This window comes from Pseudomonas faucium, from assembly GCF_021602585.1.
Lineage (GTDB): Bacteria > Pseudomonadota > Gammaproteobacteria > Pseudomonadales > Pseudomonadaceae > Aquipseudomonas > Aquipseudomonas faucium.
This window is the reverse complement of sequence record NZ_BQIP01000003.1, coordinates 177,657-201,297: the sequence shown is the minus strand read 5'-3', so window position 1 is coordinate 201,297 and position 23,641 is coordinate 177,657. Positions and strand designations below refer to the sequence as shown.

General features: G+C 64.6%; 18 protein-coding genes and 1 pseudogene. 10 read left to right on the top strand and 9 right to left on the bottom strand.

Annotated elements, in window-relative coordinates:
* Positions 1–96: 96 nt before the first annotated feature.
* Together L6D75_RS27420 and L6D75_RS27415 are read right to left on the bottom strand one after the other, a co-directional pair.
* Positions 97–861 (bottom strand): methyl-accepting chemotaxis protein, encoded by a 765-nt coding sequence (locus L6D75_RS27420; RefSeq protein ID WP_371871925.1) that lies wholly within the window; start codon positions 859–861, stop codon positions 97–99.
* A gap of 93 nt (positions 862–954) precedes the next feature.
* Positions 955–1,914 (bottom strand): annotated as a pseudogene (locus L6D75_RS27415) (cache domain-containing protein); the annotation flags it as partial.
* 223 nt (positions 1,915–2,137) lie between these two features.
* On the opposite strand from L6D75_RS27415, the gene L6D75_RS05725 reads away from it, so the two are divergent.
* Positions 2,138–3,613: a helicase HerA-like domain-containing protein gene (locus L6D75_RS05725; RefSeq protein WP_176511877.1), complete on the top strand. Its 1,476-nt coding sequence runs from the start codon at positions 2,138–2,140 to the stop codon at positions 3,611–3,613.
* Positions 3,614–3,726: 113 nt separating this feature from the next.
* Here L6D75_RS05725 and L6D75_RS05720 read toward each other — a convergent pair whose 3' ends face one another.
* Together L6D75_RS05720 and L6D75_RS05715 are read right to left on the bottom strand one after the other, a co-directional pair.
* Entirely contained in the window at positions 3,727–5,199 is a 1,473-nt protein-coding gene (locus L6D75_RS05720) for an inorganic phosphate transporter (RefSeq protein ID WP_176511876.1), read from the bottom strand.
* Between the two features lie 290 nt (positions 5,200–5,489).
* Positions 5,490–5,690 carry a hypothetical protein gene (locus L6D75_RS05715; RefSeq protein WP_176511875.1) on the bottom strand — a complete coding sequence of 67 codons (201 nt, stop codon included), beginning with the start codon at positions 5,688–5,690 and terminating at the stop codon, positions 5,490–5,492.
* A 458-nt stretch (positions 5,691–6,148) separates the two neighbouring features.
* Between L6D75_RS05715 and pcaR the strand changes: the two genes are divergently transcribed.
* From pcaR to pcaC, 9 genes are all read left to right on the top strand, one after another.
* Entirely contained in the window at positions 6,149–7,024 is an 876-nt protein-coding gene (gene pcaR, locus L6D75_RS05710; RefSeq protein ID WP_236193445.1) for a pca regulon transcriptional regulator PcaR, read from the top strand.
* 304 nt (positions 7,025–7,328) lie between these two features.
* Entirely contained in the window at positions 7,329–8,672 is a 1,344-nt protein-coding gene (gene pcaK / locus L6D75_RS05705; protein ID WP_176511874.1) for a 4-hydroxybenzoate transporter PcaK, read from the top strand.
* Positions 8,673–8,807: 135 nt separating this feature from the next.
* Entirely contained in the window at positions 8,808–9,668 is an 861-nt protein-coding gene (locus L6D75_RS05700) for a CoA transferase subunit A (protein WP_176511873.1), read from the top strand.
* Positions 9,665–10,444, top strand: a complete 780-nt coding sequence (locus tag L6D75_RS05695; RefSeq protein WP_176511872.1) for a CoA-transferase subunit beta — start codon at positions 9,665–9,667, stop codon at positions 10,442–10,444. Before L6D75_RS05700 ends, L6D75_RS05695 begins: the two co-directional genes overlap by 4 nt.
* Entirely contained in the window at positions 10,441–11,646 is a 1,206-nt protein-coding gene (gene pcaF, locus L6D75_RS05690; protein ID WP_176511908.1) for a 3-oxoadipyl-CoA thiolase, read from the top strand. Before L6D75_RS05695 ends, pcaF begins: the two co-directional genes overlap by 4 nt.
* A 187-nt stretch (positions 11,647–11,833) precedes the next feature.
* Positions 11,834–13,123, top strand: coding sequence for an MFS family transporter (locus L6D75_RS05685; RefSeq protein WP_176511871.1), 1,290 nt, complete (start codon positions 11,834–11,836; stop codon positions 13,121–13,123).
* Positions 13,124–13,132: 9 nt separating this feature from the next.
* The gene (locus tag L6D75_RS05680) at positions 13,133–14,485 is read left to right on the top strand and encodes a 3-carboxy-cis,cis-muconate cycloisomerase (RefSeq protein WP_176511870.1); all 1,353 of its coding nucleotides are present in this window, start codon (positions 13,133–13,135) and stop codon (positions 14,483–14,485) included.
* Positions 14,486–14,496: 11 nt separating this feature from the next.
* Positions 14,497–15,288, top strand: coding sequence for a 3-oxoadipate enol-lactonase (gene pcaD / locus L6D75_RS05675; protein ID WP_176511869.1), 792 nt, complete (start codon positions 14,497–14,499; stop codon positions 15,286–15,288).
* A gap of 8 nt (positions 15,289–15,296) precedes the next feature.
* Positions 15,297–15,689, top strand: a complete 393-nt coding sequence (gene pcaC / locus L6D75_RS05670; protein ID WP_176511868.1) for a 4-carboxymuconolactone decarboxylase — start codon at positions 15,297–15,299, stop codon at positions 15,687–15,689.
* Positions 15,690–15,821: 132 nt separating this feature from the next.
* Here pcaC and L6D75_RS05665 read toward each other — a convergent pair whose 3' ends face one another.
* The 5 genes from L6D75_RS05665 to ttgB all read right to left on the bottom strand — a co-directional run bounded on the left by L6D75_RS05665 (position 15,822) and on the right by ttgB (position 23,639).
* Entirely contained in the window at positions 15,822–16,334 is a 513-nt protein-coding gene (locus L6D75_RS05665; RefSeq protein WP_176511867.1) for an Mpo1 family 2-hydroxy fatty acid dioxygenase, read from the bottom strand.
* Between the two features lie 70 nt (positions 16,335–16,404).
* The gene (locus L6D75_RS05660; RefSeq protein WP_176511866.1) at positions 16,405–17,328 is read right to left on the bottom strand and encodes a LysR family transcriptional regulator; all 924 of its coding nucleotides are present in this window, start codon (positions 17,326–17,328) and stop codon (positions 16,405–16,407) included.
* A 190-nt stretch (positions 17,329–17,518) separates the two neighbouring features.
* A complete protein-coding gene (locus L6D75_RS05655) occupies positions 17,519–18,772 on the bottom strand; it encodes an OprD family porin (protein ID WP_236193443.1) in 1,254 nt (417 codons plus the stop codon).
* A gap of 263 nt (positions 18,773–19,035) precedes the next feature.
* A complete protein-coding gene (locus L6D75_RS05650) occupies positions 19,036–20,490 on the bottom strand; it encodes an AdeC/AdeK/OprM family multidrug efflux complex outer membrane factor (protein ID WP_236193441.1) in 1,455 nt (484 codons plus the stop codon).
* Positions 20,487–23,639: a multidrug efflux RND transporter permease subunit TtgB gene (gene ttgB / locus L6D75_RS05645; RefSeq protein ID WP_176517253.1), complete on the bottom strand. Its 3,153-nt coding sequence runs from the start codon at positions 23,637–23,639 to the stop codon at positions 20,487–20,489. The genes L6D75_RS05650 and ttgB overlap by 4 nt, the downstream gene beginning before the upstream one ends.
* Positions 23,640–23,641 lie beyond the last annotated feature (2 nt).

The following is a 23,641-nucleotide window of genomic DNA, read 5'->3' as shown; positions in this document are numbered from 1 at the left end:
CGATCGGGTTGAGTTGGGGGGAGGGGGCAGCCATCGCCGGCAAGCCGGCTCCCACAGGGCTGGGTGGGGAGCCGGCTTGGCGGTGATGAGCGCGGGTCAGATGCGGAAGCTGCCGACCAGCTGCTTCAGGCGCGAGGCCTGCTGTTCAAGGTCGGAGCACGCGCGCAGGGTGGCCTGCAGGTTCTCGACGCCTTCCTGGTTGAGCATGTTGATTTCGTTGATGTCCATGTTGATCGAGTCGACCACGGCGGTCTGCTCTTCGGTGGCCGTGGCCACCGACTGGTTCATGCCGTCGATCTCGCCGATGCGCACGGTGACGCTGTCCAGGCGTTCACCGGCCTGGTTGGCGATCTGCACGCTGTCCTGGCTGTGGCGCTGGCTCTGGCCCATGGTCTCGACCGACTCGCGGGCGCCGACCTGCAGCTCTTCGATCATGCTCTGCACTTGCTGCGCCGATTCCTGGGTGCGGTGGGCCAGGTTGCGCACTTCATCGGCCACCACGGCGAAACCGCGGCCGGCTTCACCGGCACGTGCGGCTTCGATCGCGGCGTTCAGCGCCAGCAGGTTGGTCTGCTGGGAAATGCTGGTGATCACCTCGAGAATCTGGCCGATATTGACGGTCTTGCTGTTGAGCGTCTCGATGTGCGCGCTAGAGGTGACGATCAGGTCGGACAAGCGGTTCATCGCCGCGATGTTGCGCTCGACCACCTGCTGCCCTTCCTCGGCCAGCAGGCGTGCAGAGGTGGCGTGTTGCGAGGCCTGGGCGGCGTTGCCGGCGATCTCCTGGGCGGCGGCGCCCAGTTCGTTGATGGCGGCGGCGACACTGTTGGTGCGGTTGGACTGCTCGTCGGAGTTGGTCATCGACGAGTTGGAGGCGCTGATCACCCGCAGGGCCACTTCGTTGACCTGCTCGGTGGCCGAGGACACTTCGCGGATCGAGCCGTGGATCCGCTCGACGAAGCGGTTGAAGGCGGTGCCCAGCACGCCGAACTCGTCGTGGTTGTGGATGCTCAGGCGCTTGGTCAGGTCGCCTTCGCCTTCGGCGATGTCTTCCATGGCGCGGGTCATGGTCAGCAGCGGTTGCATCAGCACGCGGATCAGCAGGCCCAGCAGGCCGATGATGATCACCACCGCCACCACGGTGGCGATCACCGCCGAGGTGCGGAAGGTGCTGAGCATGGCGAAGGCCTTGTCCTTGTCCACCGACAGGCCGATGTACCAGTTGGCCGAAGGCAGGCCCTTGATCGGGGTGAAGGTCAGCAGGCGGGTCTGGCCGTCGGCCTGCACTTCGGTCAGCTCGCCGGACAGTTTCGGCGTGTGCTGCGGGAACAGGTCCGACAGCGACTTCATGACCATCTGCTGGTCGGGGTGAACCAGCACCTTGCCCTGGTCGTTGACCAGGAAGGCGTAGCCCATGCCGCCGAAGTTCAGCGAGTTGATGATCTGCACCAGGCCGTCGAGGGCCAGGTCACCGCCGACCACGCCAACACTGGAGGAAACCTTGCTGAGGATGCCGATGACCATCTTGTTGGTGGTCATGTCCATGTAGGGTTCGGTGAGGGTCACGCCCTGGGCGTTCATGCCGTCCTTGTACCAGGGGCGGGTGCGCGGGTCGTAGCCGTCGGGCATCTTGGAGTCGGGGCGCACGCTGAAGCCACCGTCGACCTTGCCCAGGTAGACCGTCAGAAAACTCGAGATCAGTGCGCGCTGGCCCATCAGGGTTTCGGCCTGGTCGGGTTGCTGGGCAATGTTCTGCGCCAGGTTTTCCACCAACTTGATGCGGCCTTCGAACAGGTTGCGAATGTTGGTCGAAGTGGACTCGCCCATTTCAGCCAGATAATTCTCCAGATTCTCGCGGATCGCATTACGCTGGAGGTAATCGTTGTAGAGGGTAAACAGGCTGAAGGCGAGCATCACGATCAGTGATGCCGCCAAAAGAATCTTGTGGCTGAAACGAAGGCTTTTGTTCATGGCGTAATCGGTTCCGCTAAGGTTTTTATCGGGCGTTCGCACGAATACAGCAGTAAAACAGTGCAACATCCCGGGAAGTCCTTTGGGTTGTTCCTGTCTTCAATGGCGAATATCACCCCGAGGTATCGGCCACTAAGTGTTAAAGCTTGAGAAGAGGATCAAAAAGATGTCGGATTCTTCGACCATAGTTATCGGCGCAGGCACGGATGGCGAGCCGGTCAAGCAAGCCATGCGCCTGGCCAATCGCCATGGGTTGGTGGCGGGTGCCACCGGTACCGGCAAGACCGTGACCTTGCAGCACCTGGCGGAAGTGTTCAGCGATGCTGGCGTGGCGGTGTTCGCGGCGGATGTCAAAGGCGACCTGTGTGGCCTTGGCGCCGCCGGCGCCCCGCAGGGCAAAGTGGCCGAGCGCATAGCCGGGATGCCCTGGCTCGATTATGGGCCGCGTGCCTACCCGGTCACCTTGTGGGACATCGCCGGGCAATCCGGCCATCCGCTGCGCACCACCCTCAGCGAAATGGGGCCGTTGTTGCTCGGCAATCTCTTGGAGCTGACCGACAGCCAGCAGGCCGCTCTTTATGCGGCATTCAAGGTGGCCGACCGGGAAGGGCTGCTGCTGCTCGACCTGAAAGACCTCAAAGCGCTGCTCGCGCACCTGAAGGACAACCCGCAACTGCTCGGCGATGACAGCGCCTTGATGACCAGCGGCTCGACCCAGGCCCTCTTGCGGCGCCTGGCAACCCTGGAGCAGCAAGGCGCCGAGGCGTTGTTCGGCGAGCCGGCGCTGCAACTGGAAGACTTGCTCAGGCCCGACGGCGATGGGCGCGGGCGTATCCACCTGCTCGATGCCAGCCGGCTGGTGCACGACGCGCCCAAAGTCTATGCCACCTTCCTGCTGTGGTTGCTGGCCGAACTGTTCGAACAGTTGCCCGAACGCGGCGATGCCGAAAAGCCTGTGCTGGCACTGTTCTTCGACGAGGCGCACCTGCTGTTCAATGGCACGCCCAAGGCGCTGCAGGACCGGCTGGAGCAGGTGGTGCGGCTGATTCGCTCCAAGGGCGTGGGGGTGTATTTCGTCACCCAGTCGCCGAGCGACCTGCCCGATACCGTGCTGGCCCAGCTGGGCTTGCGTATCCAGCATGGCCTGCGTGCGTTCACTGCCAAGGAGCAGAAGTCGTTGCGCGCGGTGGCCGATGGTTTTCGCCCCAACCCTGCGTTCGACAGCCTGGCGGTGCTCACCGAGCTTGGCATCGGCGAGGCGCTGGTCGGCACCCTGGAGGAAAAGGGCACCCCGGCGATGGTGCAGCGGGTGCTGATTGCACCGCCGCAGTCGCGTATCGGGCCATTGAGCGCGGCCGAGCGGGCCGCGTTGATTGCCGGGTCGCCGTTGCTGGGGCGCTATGACAAGCCGATCGATCGGGAGTCGGCGTATGAAATGCTCACCCAGCGCAAGGGCGAGCCGGTGGAGCCGGCGCCGGTGCCCAAGGCGGATGAAGAAAGCCTGGCCGACAAGGCTGGGGAGTTTTTGCAGAGTGCGGCGGGGCAGGCGATCAAGTCGGCGGTGCGCCAGGCGGCGAACCAGTTGGGGCGCCAGTTGGTGCGGGGGTTGATGGGGTCGTTGTTGGGGGGCAAGAAGCGCTAGCTGCCTGCGCTGGCCTCATCGCCGGCAAGCCGGCTCCCACAGGGGGCGAGGTGGCCAGGCAAGCCAATGAAAAAGGCGCCTCGAGGGCGCCTTTTTCATGGCAGCGGTATTGCTTAGCCCAGCGCCTTGGACGCCAGCCAGAACAGGCCGGCAGCCAGGCCCATGGAGGCAGGCAGGGTCAGCACCCAGGCCAGCAGGATGGTTTTCACCGTGCCGCCTTGCAGGCCGCTCTTGTTGGCGACCATGGTGCCGGCCACACCGGACGACAACACATGGGTGGTCGACACGGGCAGGGCAAACACGTTGGCCAGGCCGATGGCACAGGCCGCGGTGATCTGCGCCGACATGCCCTGGGCATAAGTCATGCCTTGCTTGCCGATCTTCTCGCCCACGGTCAGCACCACACGCTTCCAGCCAACCATGGTGCCCAGGCCCAAGGCCAGGGCGACGGCCACGATCACCCAGAACGGGGCGTATTCGGTGGTGGCGGTGAGGTCTTTGCGCAGCTTCTCCAGGTCAGCCTTTTCACGGGCTTCCAGGCCTGGCAGCTTGCCGACCTTCTTCGCCGTGTCGTCCAGGCACAGCAGGTAGCGGCGCACTTCGACGCGCTTGTCGGCGCTGAGGGCGCGGTAGTCGGTCACACCTTGCAGCGAGGTCTGCAGCGCAGCGATGGTCGGCTCGGTCTGCTGCGGGTTGCAGCTGAACTGCTCCGGCAGGTCGCTTGGCTGGGCCTTGCCCAGTGCCAGGAACTCGCCCAAGGTGCCGGCGTTGCGCTGGTAGAACTGGCTCAGGTGGGTGGTGGCGTCACGGGTGCGCTCGATCTGGTAGGTGGTGCTGTTCAGGTCGAGGACGAACTTGGCCGGCACGATACCGATCAGCACCAGCATGATCAGGCCGATGCCTTTCTGGCCATCGTTGGAGCCGTGCACGAAGCTCACGCCCATGGCCGAAATCACCAGTACCAGGCGGTTCCAGAAAGGTGGGTGCTTCTTGTCGTCGAGCTTGCGGCGTTGCTCCGGGGTCTTGTGCATCTTCGACAGCGGGCGCCACCACTTCAGGCCGAGCAGCAACAGGGCTGCGACAGCGAAGCCGGCCATGGGCGAGACCACCAGCGACATGGCGATGTCGATCGCCTTCTGCCAGTTGACGCCATCACCCAGGGGGATGTCGTTGATCATGGCGTTGGCCAGGCCCACACCGAGGATCGAGCCGATCAGGGTGTGCGAGCTGGAGGCGGGGATGCCGAAGTACCAGGTGCCCAGGTTCCAGGTGATGGCCGCGGCCAGCAACGAGAAGACCATGGCCAGGCCATGGCCGGTGTTCACGTTGATCAGCAGTTCCACCGGCAACAGGTGGACGATGGCATAGGCCACGCCGACACCGCCGAGCAGAACGCCGAGGAAGTTGAACACCCCGGAGAAGAATACGGCCAGGTGCGGTGGCATGGCTTTGGTATAGATGACGGTGGCTACCGCGTTGGCGGTGTCATGAAAGCCATTGATGAACTCGAAGGCGAGCACGAAGGTCAAGGCGAGCAGCAGGCTCACCAATACCCAGGCATCCAGTCCGCTGAATAAATCGATCATGAAGGTTGTCTGGCGGTCATAGGGGGGCGGGATTATGCCAGAAAACCTTGGCAATCGATGCACCCACTGCAGACCAGCGGCAGGCTTGTGAAGCGCCTCTCAGTGCCTGAAATGACGTGCTGAAACGGAAAAAGTTCCGCTAAAAAACACAAAATCAGATGAATTTCGCCAAATTTACGAAAACGGCCAGGGCGTTCCACTGTTCAAACGCTTGTATGAAATTTGTGTAATTCCATTTCATCGGCGGCCGATCGGTAAAGATCGGCGCGCCGCAAGGGGCCTGGCAGCGATCAGGGCTCGTCGCTGCGCAGTTCCTTTTCCATCTTTTCCAGTTCCTGGCTGAACACCTGATCCTGAACCGTGGCACGTTTGCGCCAGGGTTTGCGTTCCGGGTCGGGTTGAGCGGCGTAGGTGGTGACTTCGCCACCGTAAACTTCCTTGTAACGTTCAGCCTGGCGCTCGAGTTCCGCGCGCAGTTCTTCTTTCGTCACAGTAATACCTGAATGCGTAATAGTGCTGATGTTGTATGCAGGCGCTAGTTGCCCATGCACTGAGTGTGCTGGATGGCCGATGTCGGTAATGCCTGCAGTGCCGGTGTATCGATCGGTGCCAGCAGAATCGATTATAGCAATCGATAAAGTGCCAAACAGGGTTATTTACGTCCCGTTGACATCACGGTGTGCAAGTTGCCGGCGTGTGCAAACTTTGAGCGAACAAGGCGGGGTAAAGTTCAGCACGATGGTGAGGCAGGGCAGACGGGGAAAACAAAAACGGCCTCGCACTAGGCGAGGCCGCTGCCCGGGACTTCTACGGTGGGTACCTGACCAGTCTCTCCAAAGAAGCCACAAGTGGCAGGAGAAAGGTATAAGTAAATTTGTCAGCGGTCAATTGCGATTATCGGCCGTTCGTTCGATAATCGCACGAGCTAGCGATTTTTTTGAGGTGAGCGATGAGCGACCAAACCCAGGCCAACGAATCCGACAACCCCGAGGCGCCCCGCCCGAGTTCGCCGGCACTGGCGCCGCCGATCGTGGCTTCGCCGGCCAAGCGTATCCAGGCCTTTACCGGCGACCCCGACTTCATGACCTCGCTGGCGCGGGGGCTGGCGGTGATCCAGGCCTTCCAGGAGCGCAAGCGCCACCTGACCATCGCCCAGATCAGCCACCGCACCGAAATCCCCCGGGCCGCCGTGCGCCGCTGCCTGCACACGCTGATCAAGCTTGGCTACGCCACCACCGATGGCCGCACCTATTCGCTGCTGCCCAAGGTGCTGACCCTGGGCCACGCCTATCTGTCCTCGACGCCGCTGGCGGTATCGGCCCAGCCCTACCTGGACCGCATCAGCGACCAACTCCACGAGGCGGCCAACATGGCCACCCTCGAAGGCGACGACATCCTTTATATAGCGCGCTCGGCCACGGTCGAGCGGCTGATCTCGGTCGACCTGTCGGTGGGTGGGCGCTTGCCGGCCTATTGCACGTCGATGGGGCGCATCCTGCTGGCGGCGATGGACGACACCAGCCTGCGCGAATACCTCGATCGCGCCGACCTCAAGGCCCGCACCAGCCGCACCCTGCATGACGCCGAATCGCTGTTCGCCTGCATCCAGCAGGTACGGGCGCAAGGCTGGTGCGTGGTCGACCAGGAGCTGGAGCAGGGCTTGCGCTCGATCGCGGTGCCGATCTACGACGCTTCGGGCCAGGTGCTGGCGGCGCTGAATGTCAGTACCCATGTCGGGCGGGTGAGCCGCAGCGAACTGGAGCAGCGTTTCCTGCCGATTTTGCTGGCGGCCAGCCGCGATCTTTGCCATCAGCTGTTTGGCTGAAATGCGCTATGGGGTCGCTTTGCGGCCCCCCCGGCACTGTTTCCTGTTCGATAAACGCACAGTGTCGTTCCCGGTGAATTGCACCCCCTCCGTTCGCTGATTAATGTCTCTCGCAACGGTCGGCCTTGCCGACCGAACAAGAAAAACATAAGAGGCGCACCTTCATGCTCACTGTCCCTTCGCTGCCGCGGCCGCACCCGCTTGCAGTGCCGTTGTTTCCAGGCTGACCCAAGCTCGCACTTGCCCGTACTTGCCCCTGCACTGTTGCAGTGGCCCGCCCGTGCCCAACTTCTGGATAACAACAATGAACAAACCCCACGCAGTCGGGCATTGCCTCGACGTACAGTCCTTCATTAATGAACAACCGCTGTCGCGTTATCAGTGGCGGGTGGTGATGCTCTGCTTTCTTATCGTCTTTCTCGACGGCCTGGACACCGCGGCCATGGGTTTCATCGCCCCTGCATTGTCCCAGGAGTGGGGCATCGACCGCGCAAGCCTTGGCCCGGTGATGAGCGCCGCGCTGATCGGCATGGTGTTCGGCGCCCTGGGTTCGGGGCCGCTGGCCGACCGTTTCGGCCGCAAGGGCGTGCTGGTGGCAGCGGTGCTGGTGTTCGGTGGCTTCAGCCTGGCCTCGGCCTATGCCAGCAACGTCGACCAATTGTTGGTGCTGCGTTTTCTTACCGGACTGGGCCTGGGGGCCGGCATGCCCAATGCCACCACGCTGCTCTCCGAATACACCCCCGAGCGCCTCAAGTCGTTGCTGGTCACCAGCATGTTCTGCGGCTTCAACCTGGGCATGGCCGGGGGTGGTTTCATTTCCGCCAAGATGATCCCGGCTTACGGCTGGCACAGCTTGCTGGTGGTCGGTGGGGTGTTGCCATTGCTGCTGGCGGTGGTGCTGCTGTTCTGGCTGCCGGAGTCGGCGCGCTTTCTGGTGGTGCGCAACCGCGGCAATGACAAGGTGCGCAAGACCCTGGCGCCGATCGCCCCGGCCATCGTGGCCCAGGCGGGCAGCTTCAGCGTGCCGGAGCAGAAGGTGGTGGCCGCGCGCAACGTGTTCGCGGTGATCTTCTCCGGCACCTACGGCCTGGGCACGCTGCTGCTGTGGCTGACCTACTTCATGGGCCTGGTGATCGTCTACCTGCTGACCAGCTGGCTGCCGACGCTGATGCGCGACAGTGGCGCAAGCATGGAGCAGGCCGCCTTCATCGGTGCGTTGTTCCAGTTCGGTGGCGTGCTCAGCGCGGTGGCGGTGGGCTGGGCCATGGACCGCTTCAACCCGCACAAGGTCATTGGCGTGTTCTACCTGCTGGCGGGGGTGTTCGCCTATGCGGTGGGGCAGAGCCTGGGCAACATCACCGTGCTGGCCACGTTGGTGCTGGTTGCCGGCATGTGCGTGAACGGCGCGCAATCGGCCATGCCTTCGCTGGCGGCACGCTTCTACCCGACCCAGGGGCGTGCCACCGGGGTGTCCTGGATGCTCGGCATCGGCCGCTTCGGCGCCATTCTGGGGGCATGGAGCGGGGCGACGTTGCTGGGTCTTGGTTGGAACTTCGAACAGGTGCTGACGGCGCTGCTGGTGCCGGCGGCATTGGCGACGGTCGGGGTGATCGTGAAGGGCTTGGTCAGCCACGCCGACGCCACGTGAGTGGGCCAGGCGGAGATAGGTAGGGGGGCAATAATCAGTTCGATAATCGCACGAATAGTCGATTATCGGATTGTAAGGCCCCCACCTCTCTCCTTAATCTGAACGCAACGTAGCACCCTGACCAGGAGTCTCCAAATGGCTGCAATTCTCCCGCTTCACGAAGCCGTGAAGCAGTTCATCCAGGATGGCGATACCGTCGCCCTCGAAGGCTTCACCCACCTGATCCCGACTGCCGCCGGCCACGAGATCATCCGTCAGGGCAAGCGCGACCTGACCCTGGTGCGCATGACCCCGGACCTGATCTACGACCAGCTGATCGGCGCCGGCTGCGCCTCCAAGCTGATCTTCTCCTGGGGCGGCAACCCGGGTGTCGGTTCGCTGCACCGCCTGCGCGATGCCGTCGAGAAGCAGTGGCCGCACGCCATCGAGATTGAGGAGCACAGCCACGCCGACCTCGCCAACGCCTACGTTGCCGGTGCCTCCGGCCTGCCGTTCGCGGTGCTGCGTGCCTACGCCGGCTCCGACCTGCCCAAGGTCAACCCACTGATCAAGAGCGTCACCTGCCCGTTCACTGGCGAAGTGCTGGCGGCGGTGCCGTCGGTACGCCCGGACGTCACCGTGATCCACGCGCAGAAGGCCGACCGCAAGGGCAACGTGCTGCTCTGGGGCATCCTCGGCGTGCAGAAGGAAGCGGCCCTGGCGGCCAAGCGCTGCATCGTCACCGTCGAGGAAATCGTCGATGACCTGCAGGCGCCGATGAACGCCTGCGTGCTGCCGACCTGGGCCCTCAGCGCGGTGTGCCTGGTGCCCGGTGGCGCCCACCCGTCCTATGCCCACGGCTACTACGAACGTGACAACCGCTTCTACCAGGCATGGGACCCGATCGCGCGCAACCGCGAAACGTTCACCGCCTGGATCGACACCTACATCCGTGGCACCGCCGACTTCAACGCATTCAAGGCCAAGCTGGCCAGCACCGCGGAGGCTGCACAATGAGCTACTCCACCTCTGAAATGATGACCGTGGCCGCCGCCCGCCGCCTGCGCAATGGCGCTGTATGCTTCGTCGGCATCGGCCTGCCGTCCAAGGCCGCCAACCTGGCGCGCCTGACCTCGTCGCCCGACGTGGTGCTGATCTACGAGTCCGGCCCGATCGGGGCCAAGCCGAGCGTGCTGCCGCTGTCGATCGGCGATGGCGAGCTGGCCGAAACCGCCGACACCGTGGTGCCGACCGGCGAGATCTTCCGCTACTGGCTGCAAGGCGGGCGCATTGATGTCGGCTTCCTTGGCGCCGCCCAGGTCGACCGCTTCGGCAACATCAACACCACCGTGGTCGGTGACTACCACGCGCCCAAGACCCGCCTGCCAGGTGCCGGCGGCGCGCCGGAGATCGCAGGCTCGGCCAAGCAGGTGCTGATCATCCTCAAGCAGTCGCCACGGGCCTTCGTCGACAAGCTCGACTTCATCACCTCGGTCGGCCACGGTGAAGGCGGCGATTCGCGCAAGCGCCTCGGCCTGCCAGGCGAAGGCCCGGTCGGCATCATCACCGACCTGTGCATCATGGAGCCGGAAGCCGGCACCCACGAATTCATCGTCACTGCCATCCACCCAGGCGTGACCCGTGAGCAGATCGTCGCCGCCACCGGCTGGGCCATCCGTTTCGCCGACGATGTGCAGACCACCGCCGCGCCAACGGAAACCGAGCTGGGCGCGCTGCGCGACCTCGAAGCCCGTACCGCCGCGGCCCATGGCCAGGTGGCAGGAGAAGCCTGATGCGCGACGTATTCATCTGTGACGCCATCCGCACCCCGATCGGCCGCTTCGGTGGCGCCCTGGCCGGTGTGCGTGCCGACGACCTGGCGGCGGTACCGCTCAAGGCGCTGATCGAGCGCAACCCGAACGTGCAGTGGGACCAGCTCGACGAAGTGTTCTTCGGCTGCGCCAACCAGGCCGGTGAAGACAACCGCAACGTGGCGCGCATGGCGCTGCTGCTGGCGGGCCTGCCGCAAAGCGTGCCGGGGGTGACCCTCAACCGCCTGTGCGCCTCGGGCATGGATGCCATCGGCACCGCGTTCCGTGCCATCGCCAGTGGTGAAATGGAGCTGGCCATCGCCGGTGGCGTGGAGTCCATGTCGCGCGCCCCGTTCGTCATGGGCAAGGCCGAGAGTGGCTATTCGCGCAACATGAAGCTCGAAGACACGACCATCGGCTGGCGCTTCATCAACCCGCTGATGAAAAGCCAGTACGGCGTGGACGCGATGCCGGAAACCGCCGACAACGTGGCCGACGATTACCAGGTGTCGCGCGCCGACCAGGACGCCTTCGCCCTGCGCAGCCAGCAGAAGGCCGCGGCGGCCCAGGCTGCAGGCTTTTTCGCCGAAGAGATCGTGCCGGTGCGCATTGCCCACAAGAAGGGCGAGACTGTGGTCGAACGCGATGAACATTTGCGCCCGGACACCACCCTTGAAGCGCTGACCAAGCTCAAGCCGGTCAATGGCCCGGACAAGACGGTCACCGCCGGCAACGCCTCGGGCGTCAACGACGGCGCCGCAGCTTTGATCCTGGCCTCGGCCGAGGCGGTGAAGAAGCACGGCCTGACCCCGCGGGCCCGCGTGCTGGGCATGGCCAGTGCCGGCGTGGCGCCACGCGTGATGGGCATCGGCCCGGTGCCGGCGGTGCGCAAGCTGACCGAGCGCCTGGGCGTGGCGGTGAGTGATTTCGATGTGATCGAGCTCAACGAAGCCTTCGCCAGCCAAGGCCTGGCAGTGCTGCGTGAACTGGGTGTGGCCGATGATGCGCCGCAGGTGAACCCCAATGGCGGCGCGATTGCCCTGGGGCACCCGCTGGGCATGAGCGGGGCGCGCCTGGTGCTGACCGCGTTGCACCAGCTTGAGAAGCGTGGTGGGCGCAAGGGCCTGGCGACCATGTGCGTGGGCGTTGGCCAAGGCTTGGCGTTGGCCATCGAGCGAGTTTGATCTACCCGGCCTCATCGCCGGCAAGCCGGCTCCCACAGGGAAAACCACGCCTATCCCTGTGGGAGCCGGCTTGCCGGCGATGAGGCCGGTGCTTACGACACAAGGCTAATGGCCAGCCCCACAGCGGAACGAGTGTGTTACTAGGTATGTCTAGACTTACCTAGGACCCTCCAGGAGTAAAACCGTCATGACCTCAGCCTATTACACCGGCGAAGAACGCAGTAAGCGCATCTTCGCCATCGTCGGCGCCTCTTCAGGCAACCTGGTGGAATGGTTCGACTTCTACGTCTATGCCTTCTGCGCGATCTACTTCGCCCCGGCCTTCTTCCCCTCCGACGACCCCACCGTGCAGCTGCTCAACACGGCCGGGGTGTTCGCCGCAGGCTTTCTGATGCGCCCCATCGGCGGCTGGATCTTCGGCCGCCTGGCCGACCGCCACGGGCGCAAGAATTCGCTGATGATCTCGGTGCTGATGATGTGTTTCGGCTCGCTGATGATCGCCTGCCTGCCCACCTATTCCGCCATCGGCACCTGGGCGCCGGCGCTGCTGTTGCTGGCGCGCCTGATCCAGGGCCTGTCGGTGGGCGGCGAATACGGCACCACCGCCACCTACATGAGTGAAGTGGCCCTGCGTGGGCAGCGCGGCTTCTTTGCCTCGTTTCAGTACGTCACCCTGATCGGCGGCCAGTTGCTGGCCGTGCTGGTGGTGGTGGTGCTGCAGCAGTTGCTCAGCGAAGACGAGCTGCGCGCCTGGGGCTGGCGCGTTCCGTTCGTGGTCGGCGCCATCGCCGCGCTGATCTCGCTGATGCTGCGCCGTTCGCTGCACGAGACCAGCAGCGCCGAAACCCGCAAGGACAAGGACGCAGGCTCGATCAAGGGCCTGTTCCGCAACCACGCCGCGGCCTTCATCACCGTGCTCGGCTACACCGCCGGCGGCTCGCTGATCTTCTACACCTTCACCACCTACATGCAGAAATACCTGGTCAATACCGCCGGCATGACGGCGAAGAACGCCAGCTTCGTGATGACCGGCGCACTGTTCCTGTTCATGGTGCTGCAGCCGTTCTTCGGCATGCTCTCCGACCGCATCGGCCGGCGTAACTCGATGCTGCTGTTCGGCGCTTTGGGCACGCTGTTCACTGTGCCGCTGCTGATGGCACTGAAGACCGTCAGCAGCCCGTTCATGGCCTTCGTGCTGGTGACCCTGGCGCTGTGCATCGTCAGTTTCTACACCTCGATCAGTGGCCTGGTGAAGGCCGAGATGTTCCCGCCGCAAGTGCGTGCGCTGGGCGTGGGCCTGGCCTATGCGGTGGCCAACGCGGTATTTGGCGGCTCGGCCGAATACGTGGCGCTGGGCTTGAAAACCATGGGCATGGAGAACACCTTCTACTGGTACGTGACCGCCATGATGGCGATCGCCTTCCTGTTCAGCCTGCGGCTGCCGAAACAAGCGGCGTACCTGCACCATGACGACTAAGGACGCTGCATGAGCAACCAACTGTTCGACGCCTACTTCACCGCCCCGGCCATGCGCGAGGTGTTCTGCGACCGTGGCCGCCTGCAGGGCATGCTCGACTTCGAAGCGGCCCTGGCCCGTGCCCAGGCCAGCGCCGGGCTGGTGCCGCACAGCGCGGTAGCGGCCATCGAAGCGGCCTGCCAGGCCGAGCGCTACGACACCCGTGCGCTGGCCGATGCCATCGCCACGGCGGGCAACTCGGCCATACCGCTGGTCAAGGCGTTGGGCAAGGTGATCGCCAGCGGCGTGCCGGAAGCCGAGCGTTACGTGCACCTGGGCGCCACCAGCCAGGACGCCATGGACACAGGCCTGGTGCTGCAGCTGCGCGCCGCGCTCGAGCTGATCGAAGCCGACCTTGCCAAGCTGGCCGACACCCTGGCGCAGCAGGCCCTGCAGCATGCCGACACCCCGCTGGTGGGGCGCACCTGGTTGCAACATGCCACGCCGGTGACCCTGGGCATGAAGCTGGCCGGTGTGCTCGGCGCCCTCACGCGCCACCGCCAACGCCTGCAGGAGCTGCGCCCGCGCTTGCTGGTGCTGCAGTTCGGCGGGGCTTCCGGCAGCCTGGCCGCACTGGGCAGCAAGGCCATGCCGGTGGCCGAGGCCTTGGCCGCGCACCTCAAGCTGAACCTGCCGGAACAACCCTGGCACACCCAGCGAGACCGCCTGGTGGAGTTTGCCTCGGTGCTGGGCCTGATCGCCGGCAGCCTGGGCAAGTTCGGCCGCGACATCAGCCTGTTGATGCAGACCGAGGCGGGCGAGGTGTTCGAGCCTTCGGCGCCGGGCAAGGGCGGCTCGTCGACCATGCCGCACAAGCGCAACCCGGTGGGCGCGGCGGTGCTGATCGGCGCCGCCACGCGCGTGCCGGGCCTGCTTTCGACGCTGTATGCCGCCATGCCCCAGGAGCACGAACGCAGCCTGGGCCTGTGGCATGCCGAGTGGGAAACGCTGCCGGATATCTGCTGCCTGGTGTCCGGTGCCCTGCGCCAGGCACAGGTGATCGCCGAAGGCATGCAAGTGGACGCCGAACGCATGCGCCGCAACCTCGACCTGACCCAGGGCCTGGTGCTGGCCGAGGCGGTGAGCATCGTCCTCGCCCAGCGCCTGGGCCGTGACCGCGCCCACCATCTGCTGGAGCAATGCTGCCAGCGTGCCGTCGCCGAGCAGCGCCACTTGCGTGCCGTGCTGGGGGATGAGCCGCAGGTCAGCGCCGAGCTGTCGGCAGAAGAACTCGACCGCCTGCTCGACCCCGCCCACTACCTCGGCCAGGCCCGCGTCTGGGTGGCGCGAGCGGTGGCTGAACATCAACGTTTCACTGCCTGAAGGAGACCGCTGTGGCGCAATTGCAACTGGCCGATGGCGTACTGAACTATCGATTCGATGGCCCGGAAGATGCCCCGGTGCTGGTGCTGTCCAACTCGCTGGGCACCGACCTTGGCATGTGGGACAGCCAGATCCCGCTGTGGAGCGAGCATTTTCGCGTGCTGCGCTACGACACCCGCGGCCATGGCGCCTCGCTGGTGACCGAGGGCCCTTACCGCATCGAGCAGCTGGGCCGCGATGTGCTGGCGCTGCTCGATACCCTGGATATCGCCCACGCGCACTTCGTCGGCCTGTCGATGGGCGGCCTGATCGGCCAGTGGCTGGGCATCCATGCCGGCCAGCGCCTGCACAGCCTGACCCTGTGCAACACAGCGGCGAAAATTGCCAACGACGAGGTGTGGAACACCCGCATCGACACCGTGCTCAAGGGCGGCCAGCAAGCCATGGCCGACTTGCGCGACGCCTCCATCGCCCGCTGGTTCACCCCGGCGTTTGCCAAGGCCCAGCCTGAGCAGGCGCAGCGCATTTGCCAGATGCTGGCGCAGACCTCGCCCCAGGGCTATGCCGCCAACTGCGCGGCGGTGCGCGATGCCGATTTCCGTGAGCAGCTGGGCCGCATCCAGGTGCCGACGCTGATCGTCGCCGGCACCGAGGACGTGGTCACCACCCCGGAACATGGCCGCTTCATGCAGGCCAACATCGTCGGTGCCACCTATGCCGAGTTCCCGGCTGCGCACCTGTCCAACGTCGAGATCGGCGAGGCCTTCAGCCGCCGCGTGCTCGATTTTTTGCTGGCCCGCTGAGGTATCCGATGGACGAGAAACAACGTTACGACGCCGGCATGCAGGTACGCCGCGCGGTACTGGGCGATGCCCATGTGGACCGCAGCCTGGAGAAGCTCAACGACTTCAATGGCGAGTTCCAGGAGATGATCACCCGCCACGCCTGGGGTGATATCTGGACCCGCCCGGGCCTGCCGCGGCACACCCGCAGCCTAGTCACCATTGCCATGCTGATCGGCATGAACCGCAACGACGAGCTCAAGCTGCACCTGCGTGCGGCGGCCAACAACGGCGTGACCCGCGAGGAGATCAAGGAAGTGCTGATGCAGAGCGCGATCTACTGCGGGATTCCGGCGGCCAATGCCACCTTCCACCTGGCCGAGTCGGTGTGGGATGAGTTGGGTGTGGAGTCGAGGAAGTAACCCTCGGCGTCACGCAACCGCTGTAGGAGCGGCCTTGTGTCGCGAAAGGGCCGCAAAGCGGCCCCTTCGATCATTGCGGCGAAGCTGAAAACTCGGGCCGCTGCGCAGCCCTGTCGCGACACAAGGCCGCTCCTACACAGAGCGCAGCGCCACCGGCCCGGCATTGGCCTCCACGGCACGCTTCAGATTCGGGCACAGCCCCAGCATGAACCCCGCTTCCGCCACCACGAACAACGGCCCGATGATCAGCCCGCTGACATCATCGACGAACGCTGGCTTGCGCCCTTCGTAATAGTGCCCGACGAACTGGATGATCCAGCCCACCACGAACGCACCCACCCCCGCACTGAGCCACACTGCCGTGCCTTGCGCCGCCAGTGCCTGGCCAACCCACAGGCACAGCCCCAGCAGCAGGCCCATCACCAGCCCCAAGCGCAGGTCCAGGCGCAGGTAGAACCACACCGAAGCGGCCGCGGCAAGCAGCGCGGGTGACAGCCAGATGCCTGCCACGTCCCAGCCTGGGCGCGACAGCAGGATGGTCACCGCCACCACGATCAACGGAATGCCGACGAAGTGGGTGGCGATGTTGCGCGGGTCGCGGTGGTAGGCGGCGTACTGGCTCAGGTGTTCGACGAGGTTTTTCATTGTTGTGCCTCCTTGGGTAGCCATTGGCCCACTATTGCTGAGAATAGCCCGCAGTCGAAGCATCATCAGCTCAGCGAATGGCAGCAGCTCGCACCGGCATATCCAGCCCCACCAGGGTCTCGATCATTGCCCGCGCCGCTGGCGACAGGCGATAGCCGCTGCGGCTGACCACCCCGCAGCGCACGCTCAGCACCTCCAGTGCCGGCGGCAGGTTGCGCCAGTGCAGGCGCACCAGGTTGCCCGCGGCCAGGTCGTCGGCCACCGCTTCTTCGCTGGCGGTGCCGATGGCATCGCTGGCCTGCACCACGCTGCGCAGCACGGCCAGGTGTTCGGTCTGCAGGTGCGGGGTGAAATCGCTGCGCCCGCTCAGGTTGGCCAGGCGCTTGCGCACCCCAGGGGTGAGCAAAGCGCTGGCCAGGGGGTAGGCGAACAGGTCGTTGGTCGACAGGCTGTCCTTGGCCAGCAGTGGGTGGCCGGGGCGGCAGAAGAACAGGCCCGGGCGAGGGCTGAGCGGCTCGGTGTGAAAATTGGGGTCGGCTTCGAAAGGGCGGATGTCGTCGACGAAGAACTCGATCTGCTCGCGGCGCAACGCCTGGCCCAGGCGTTCGCCGTTGTCGACAGTCAGCGAGGTGCGGATGCCGGGGTGGCGCGCGATGAACTGCTGCAGGGCCTGCGGCACCAGGCGCACGGCCAGCGCCGGGCCGCTGCCGAAGTGCAGCTCGCCGGCGTCGAGCTTGGTCATTTGCAGCACGTCGTTGCTCAGTTGCGCAGCGCCTTGTACCAGGCGGCGGGCGTGCTGCAGCACCACCAGGCCTTCGGGGGTGGGCGGCAGGGCTTTGCTGGCGCGGTCGACCAAGGGGCAGCCGAAACTTTGCTCCAGGCCCTGGATGGCGCGGCTGAAGGCCGGCTGGGTGATGCCCATGGCTTCGGCGGCACGGACGAAACTGCGGTACTCGGTGAGGGCGATGAAGTAGCGCAGTTGGCGAAGGTCCATGTCGAGGCTCTGCGGCGGGGGAGAGAGGCCGATTTAAACGGTTACCTCATATGTCGTCAATGAAGGATTTATTGTTTATTTATTCGTTTTAGTTATTTATTTGTGTGGGCTTCATCGCGGATGAATCCGCTCCTACGGAGGGCAGCGCGGCCGTTGTAGGAGCGGCTTCATCCGCGATGGGGCCGCAACCTCAAAGCAGATTCAACGGATAACTCACAATCAAGCGGTTCTCATCAAACGAATTGGTGCTGAAGTCCCGCCGCATGGTCGAGTTGCGCCACTTCACCGACAAATCCTTGAACGACCCCGACTGCACCACGTAGGCCAGCTCGGTCTCACGCGCCCATTCCTTGCCATCGTCGACCCCGCCTGCCGTCACCTTGTCGCCCTTGATGTAGCGGTTCATCAAGGTCAGCCCCGGGAAGCCCAGCGTCACGAAGTTGAAGTCATGGCGCACCTGCCAGGAGCGCTCCTTGGCATTGTCGAAGCTTGAGTTGTAGCTGTCGTTGGCCAGGGTGCCGCCGCTGGTGCCGTTGACCCTCAACCAGGCGTCGTCGCCACTGACTTTCTGCAGGCCGACATAGAAGGTGTTGCCCTTGTACCGTGCCGAGAGCATCGCCGAAGCCGTGCGGTTGTCCAGTTGCCCTGCGCGCTCGGCGCCGTCTTCCTTGCCGATGAAGTAGCCCAGGTTGGCGCCCAGGGTCCATTCACCCAGTGGCTGGCTGTGCACCAGGTTGAGGTACTGCTGGCGGTAGATGTCCTTGAGCTGGGCGTCCCACAGGCCGACCAGGGTGCGTTTGTCGTTGAAGCTGTATTCACCGCCGGCGAAGTTGAAGCGATCGGAGGTAAAGGCTGCGCGGCCGTTGAGCGACATGTCGTCCATGCTGGCGTCGTTGCGCGGGCTGTTGCCGCGCAACTGGCCGGCGTACAAGGTCAGGCCGGCGATTTCCCGAGAGGTGAGCTGGCCGCCGCGGAAGGTCTGCGGCAGCGAGCGGCCGTCGTCGGCACGCAGGATCGGCAGCACCGGCATCCACTCGCCGACCTTCAGTTCGGTCTCGGAGAGTTTGGCCTTCAAGGCAACGCCGAGGCGGCCGAAGTCGTCGGCGGGGCGGCCATCGTCGTGTACCGGCAGCAAGTGGGTATTGGTGGTGCCCTTGCCGCCATCGAGCTTGACCGAGTACAGGCCCAGCACGTCGACGCCGAAGCCTAGCGTGCCCTGGGTGAAGCCCGAGCGGGCATCGAGGATGAAGCTCTGGGTCCATTCCTCGCCCTTGGCCTGGGGGTGGGCCGGGTCGACGAAATTGCGGTTGATGTAGAAGTTGCGCAGGTTGAGGCTGGCCTTGGCGTCTTCCATGAAACCGCCTTCGGCGGCGTACACGGGGAGGGCGCAGGACATGGCCAACAAGCCGGGCAGCAGCTGGCGTGCGGGTTGCAAAGTGCTCATCGGTGGTGGATCTCTTGTTTTTATTGGCGAGCCTGTGCGCTGCAGGGTGCGGGCCTGCAGGGGCGGGGCTGTTTGATGAACCGGTGCAACGTTGCGTGAGCGATGGTGCGGGGCAGGGCGGGGATGGGGCAATTCGCCGCAAGCGGAATCGGGCGATAATCGAACGGTATGTTCCAGCTGGTTAATTGTTGAGGGTGCTGGCCTTGCCGGCATCAACAAAAAGCCCACCGCAAGGGTGGGCTTGATGCTGTTGCCAGAACGAATCAGCTGTTCGGCGTAGCCACCGAAACCTGCTGATTGGCCTGCCCGGACTGCTCGTACCAGCCACCGCCGAGCGCCTTGTAGAGGTTGACCTCGCTGGTCAGTTGCGAAAGGCGGTCGGTGATCAGCGACTGCTGGGCGCTGAACAGGTTGCGCTGGGCGTCGAGGAAGGTCAGGTTGCTGTCGATACCGATGCGGTAGCGACGCTCTGCCAGGCGGTAGTAATCCTGGTTCGCCTGCACCAGGTCGCGTTGCGCCTGCAGCTGCTCTTCGAAGGTCTTGCGCGCCGCCAGGCCATCGGAGACTTCCTGGAAGGCGGTCTGGATGGTCTTTTCGTACTTGGCGACGTTGATGTCCTTCTGGATCTTCGAGTAGTCCAGGCTGGCCTTCAGGCTGCCGGCGTTGAAGATCGGCAGGTTGATCTGCGGCTGGAACAGCCAGGTGCCTTGCCCGCCCGAGAACAGGTGGCCCATGTCGGGGCTCAGGCTGCCGGCGTTGGCCGTCAGGCTGATGCTCGGGAAGAACGCGGCCCGGGCTGCACCGATATTGGCGTTGGCGGCCTTGAGCAAGTGCTCGGCTTCCTGGATGTCCGGGCGGCGGCGCAGCACGTCCGACGACAGGCCGGCCGGCACGTCGGCGAGCTGGTCGGCATTGAGCTCGAGCGGCTTGGCCAAGTCTGCAGGAATGCCGGTGCCGATCAGCACGGCCAGGCTGTTGGCGTCCTGGGCGACCAGGCGCTGGTACTGCGAGTACTTGACCCGCGCGCCTTCCACGGCGGTGCGCGCCTGGCTGACGTCGAGGGCCGAGGCGACGCCCACTTCATTGCTGCGACGCGTGAGGTTGTAGCTTTCCTCGTAGGTCTTGAGGGTGTCCTCGGTCAGCTTGAACAGCGCCTGGTCGGCCTGCCAGGTGTAGTAGGCGTTGGCCACGCTGGCCACCAGGGCGATCTGCGTGGAGCGGCGCGCCTGCTCGCTGGACAGGTAGGTTTCCAGGGCCTGCTCGGTGAGGCTGCGCACCCGGCCGAACAGGTCCAGCTCATAGGCGCTGACGCCCAAAGTGGCCGAGTACTGGCTGGTGATGCCCGACTCGCCGGTCTGCGACATGTTCGCCGGCACCCGCTGGCGGCTGCCGCTGCCCGTGGCGGAAACCGCCGGGAACAGGTCGGCACGCTGGATGCGGTACTGGGCGCGGTAGGCGTCGATGTTCAACGCAGCCACGCGCAGGTCACGGTTGTTGACCAGCGAGGTCTGGATCAGCTGCTGCAGCGCCGGGTCGTGGAAGAACTGGCGCCAGCCCTGTTCGGCGGCAGCAACCTCGGCCGACTGGGCCGGGGAGTACGCAGGGCCTTGCGGCCACTGCGCAGCCACCGGCGACTCCGGGGTCTGGTAATCAGGGATCAGCGAGCAGCCGCCAAGAATGAAAGCGGTTACCGCCAGGGACAACAAAGACTTGGTCATTGCCCAGCCTCATAACGTGGAGTTTCAGGGGTGGCGTCTTTTTCCGGCTCTTTGCTGCCGAACACCGACGACACTGCGACGAAGAATAGCGGTACCCAGAAGATAGCCAGGATGGTCGCACTGATCATGCCGCCGATCACGCCGGTGCCGATGGCGTGCTGGCTGCCGGCGCCGGCGCCGCTGGCGATGGTCAACGGTACCACCCCGAGGATGAACGCCAGCGAGGTCATGATGATCGGGCGCAGACGCATGCGGCACGCCTCGATCGCCGCGTCATACAGGCTGCGGCCTTGCTCATGCAGTTCCTTGGCGAATTCCACGATCAGGATGGCGTTCTTCGCCGCCAGGCCGATGGTGGTCAACAGGCCGACCAGGAAGTACACGTCGTTCGACAACCCGCGCAGGCTGGTGGCGATCAGTGCACCGATGATACCCAGTGGCACTACCAGCACGACCGCGATCGGGATCGACCAGCTTTCGTACAGGGCTGCCAGGCAGAGGAACACGAACAGGACCGAGAGGGCGAACAGTGCCGGCATCTGCGAGCCGGAGAGTTTTTCCTCGTAGGACATGCCGGTCCAGGAGAAGCCGATGCCGTCAGGCAGCTCGCCGGCGATGCGTTCCACCTCGGCCATGGCTTCACCGGTACTGTAGCCAGGGGCTGGCGCACCGAGAATTTCCATCGCTTCGACGCCGTTGTAGCGCGACAGCTTCGGCGAACCGTAGCTCCACTCGCCTTTGGCGAAGGAGGAGAACGGCACCATTTCGCCTGCGCCGTTGCGTACGTACCACTTCTGCAGGTCTTCCGGGCTCATCCGCGAGTTGGCTTCACCCTGGATGTACACCTTCTTGACCCGGCCGCGGTCGATGAAGTCGTTGACGTAGCTGGCACCCAGGGCAATCGACAGGGTGTTGTTGATGTCGGCGATGGTCACGCCCAGGGCGCTGGCACGTTCGTCATCGATGGTCAGCTGGTACTGCGGCTCATCGTTCAGGCCGTTGGGGCGCACGGCACTGAGTACCTTGCTCTGGGCGGCCTTGGCGAGGAACTGGTTGCGCGCTTCCATGAGTTTTTCATGGCCGACACCGCCGCGGTCCTGAAGGAATACGTCGAAGCCAGTGGCGTTACCCAGTTCGAGTACGGCAGGCGGGGCGAAGGCGAACACCATCGCATCGCGGAAGCCGAAGAAGTGCTGCTGGGCGCGCTGGGCCAGGGCGAACACGCTATTCTCCTTGGAGCGCTCATCCCACGGCTTGAGCATGATGAACGCCATGCCTGAGCTCTGGCCACGGCCGGCGAAGTTGAAGCCGTTGACGGTGAACACCGAGGCAACGGTATCGGCTTCGTCCTTGAGCAGGTACTCGCGCATCTGGTCGACCACCACCTGGGTGCGTTCGGCACTGGAGCCGGCCGGGGTCTGCACCTGGGCGAACAGCACGCCCTGGTCTTCCTCTGGCAGGAACGCGGTAGGGATGCGGGCGAACAGCCAGATCATGCCGACCACGATCAGCGCGTAGGCGAGCAGGAACGGCACCTTGTTGCGCAGGATGGTACCGACGCTGCGCTCGTAGCCGTTCACGCTGCGGTCGAAGTTGCGGTTGAACCAGCCGAAGAAACCACCCTTGGCCACATGGTGCTCGCCCTTCTTCAGCGGCTTGAGCATGGTGGCGCACAGGGCCGGGGTGAAGATCAGCGCCACCAGCACCGACAGGCCCATGGCCGAGACGATGGTGATGGAGAACTGCCGGTAGATCACACCGGTGGAACCGCCGAAGAAGGCCATGGGCAGCAGTACCGCCGACAGCACCAGGGCGATACCGACCAGCGCACCCTGGATCTGCTCCATGGAACGCTTGGTCGCCTCCTTGGGCGGCAAGCCTTCCTCGGACATGACCCGCTCGACGTTCTCCACCACGACGATGGCATCGTCCACCAGCAAGCCGATGGCCAGGACCATGGCGAACATGGTCAGGGTGTTGATGCTGAAGCCGGCGGCGGCAAGGATGCCGAAGGTACCGAGCAATACCACCGGTACGGTCATGGTGGTGATGATCGTGGCGCGGAAGTTCTGCAGGAACAGGTACATCACCAGGAACACCAGGACCACGGCTTCGATCAGGGTGTGGATTACCCCGCTGATCGATTCGGTGACCACCGGCGTGGTGTCATACGGGAACACTGCCTTCACCCCAGGCGGGAAGAACGGCTCCAGGTCGTTGACGGTCTGGCGCAGGGCCTTGGCGGTGTCCAGGGCGTTGGCGCCGGTGGCCAGCTTGACCGCCAGGCCCGAGGCCGGCTTGCCGTTGAACTGGGCGCTGACGGCGTAGTTCTCGCCACCCAGGCCGACCTCGGCAACATCACCCAGGCGTACCTGCGAGCCATCCTTGTTGACCTTGAGCAGGATCTTCTCGAACTGCTCGGCAGTCTGCAGGCGGGTCTTGCCGATGATGGTGGCGTTGAGCTGGGTACCCGGCATGGCTGGCAGGCCGCCGAGCTGGCCGGAGGACACCTGCACGTTCTGCGCGGCGACCGCGGTCCTGACGTCGACCGGGGTCAGCTGGAACTTGTTCAGCTTGGCCGGATCCAGCCAGATACGCATGGCGTACTGGGCACCGAACACCTGGAAGTCACCGACACCGGCAGTACGCGAGATCGGGTCCTGCATGTTGGAGACGATGTAGTTGGCCAGGTCGTCCTTGGTCATGCTGCCGTCTTCGGACACCAGGCCGATCACCAGCAGGAAGTTCTTCACTGCCTTGGTGACGCGGATACCTTGCTGCTGCACTTCCTGGGGCAGCAGCGGGGTGGCCAGGTTCAGCTTGTTCTGCACCTGGACCTGCGCGGTGTCAGGGTTGGTGCCCTGCTCGAAGGTCGCGGTGATGGTCATGCTGCCGTCGGAGTTGGACTCCGAGGACACATAACGCAGGTTGTCGATACCGTTGAGCTGCTGCTCGATCACCTGTACCACGGTGTCCTGCACGGTTTGCGCCGAGGCGCCCGGGTAGGTCACGGCGATGGCGATGGCCGGCGGCGCGATGCTCGGGTACTGGTTGATCGGCAGCTTCAGGATCGACAAGGCGCCGACCAGCATGATCACCAAGGCGATCACCCAGGCGAAGATCGGGCGATCGATAAAGAACTTCGACATGG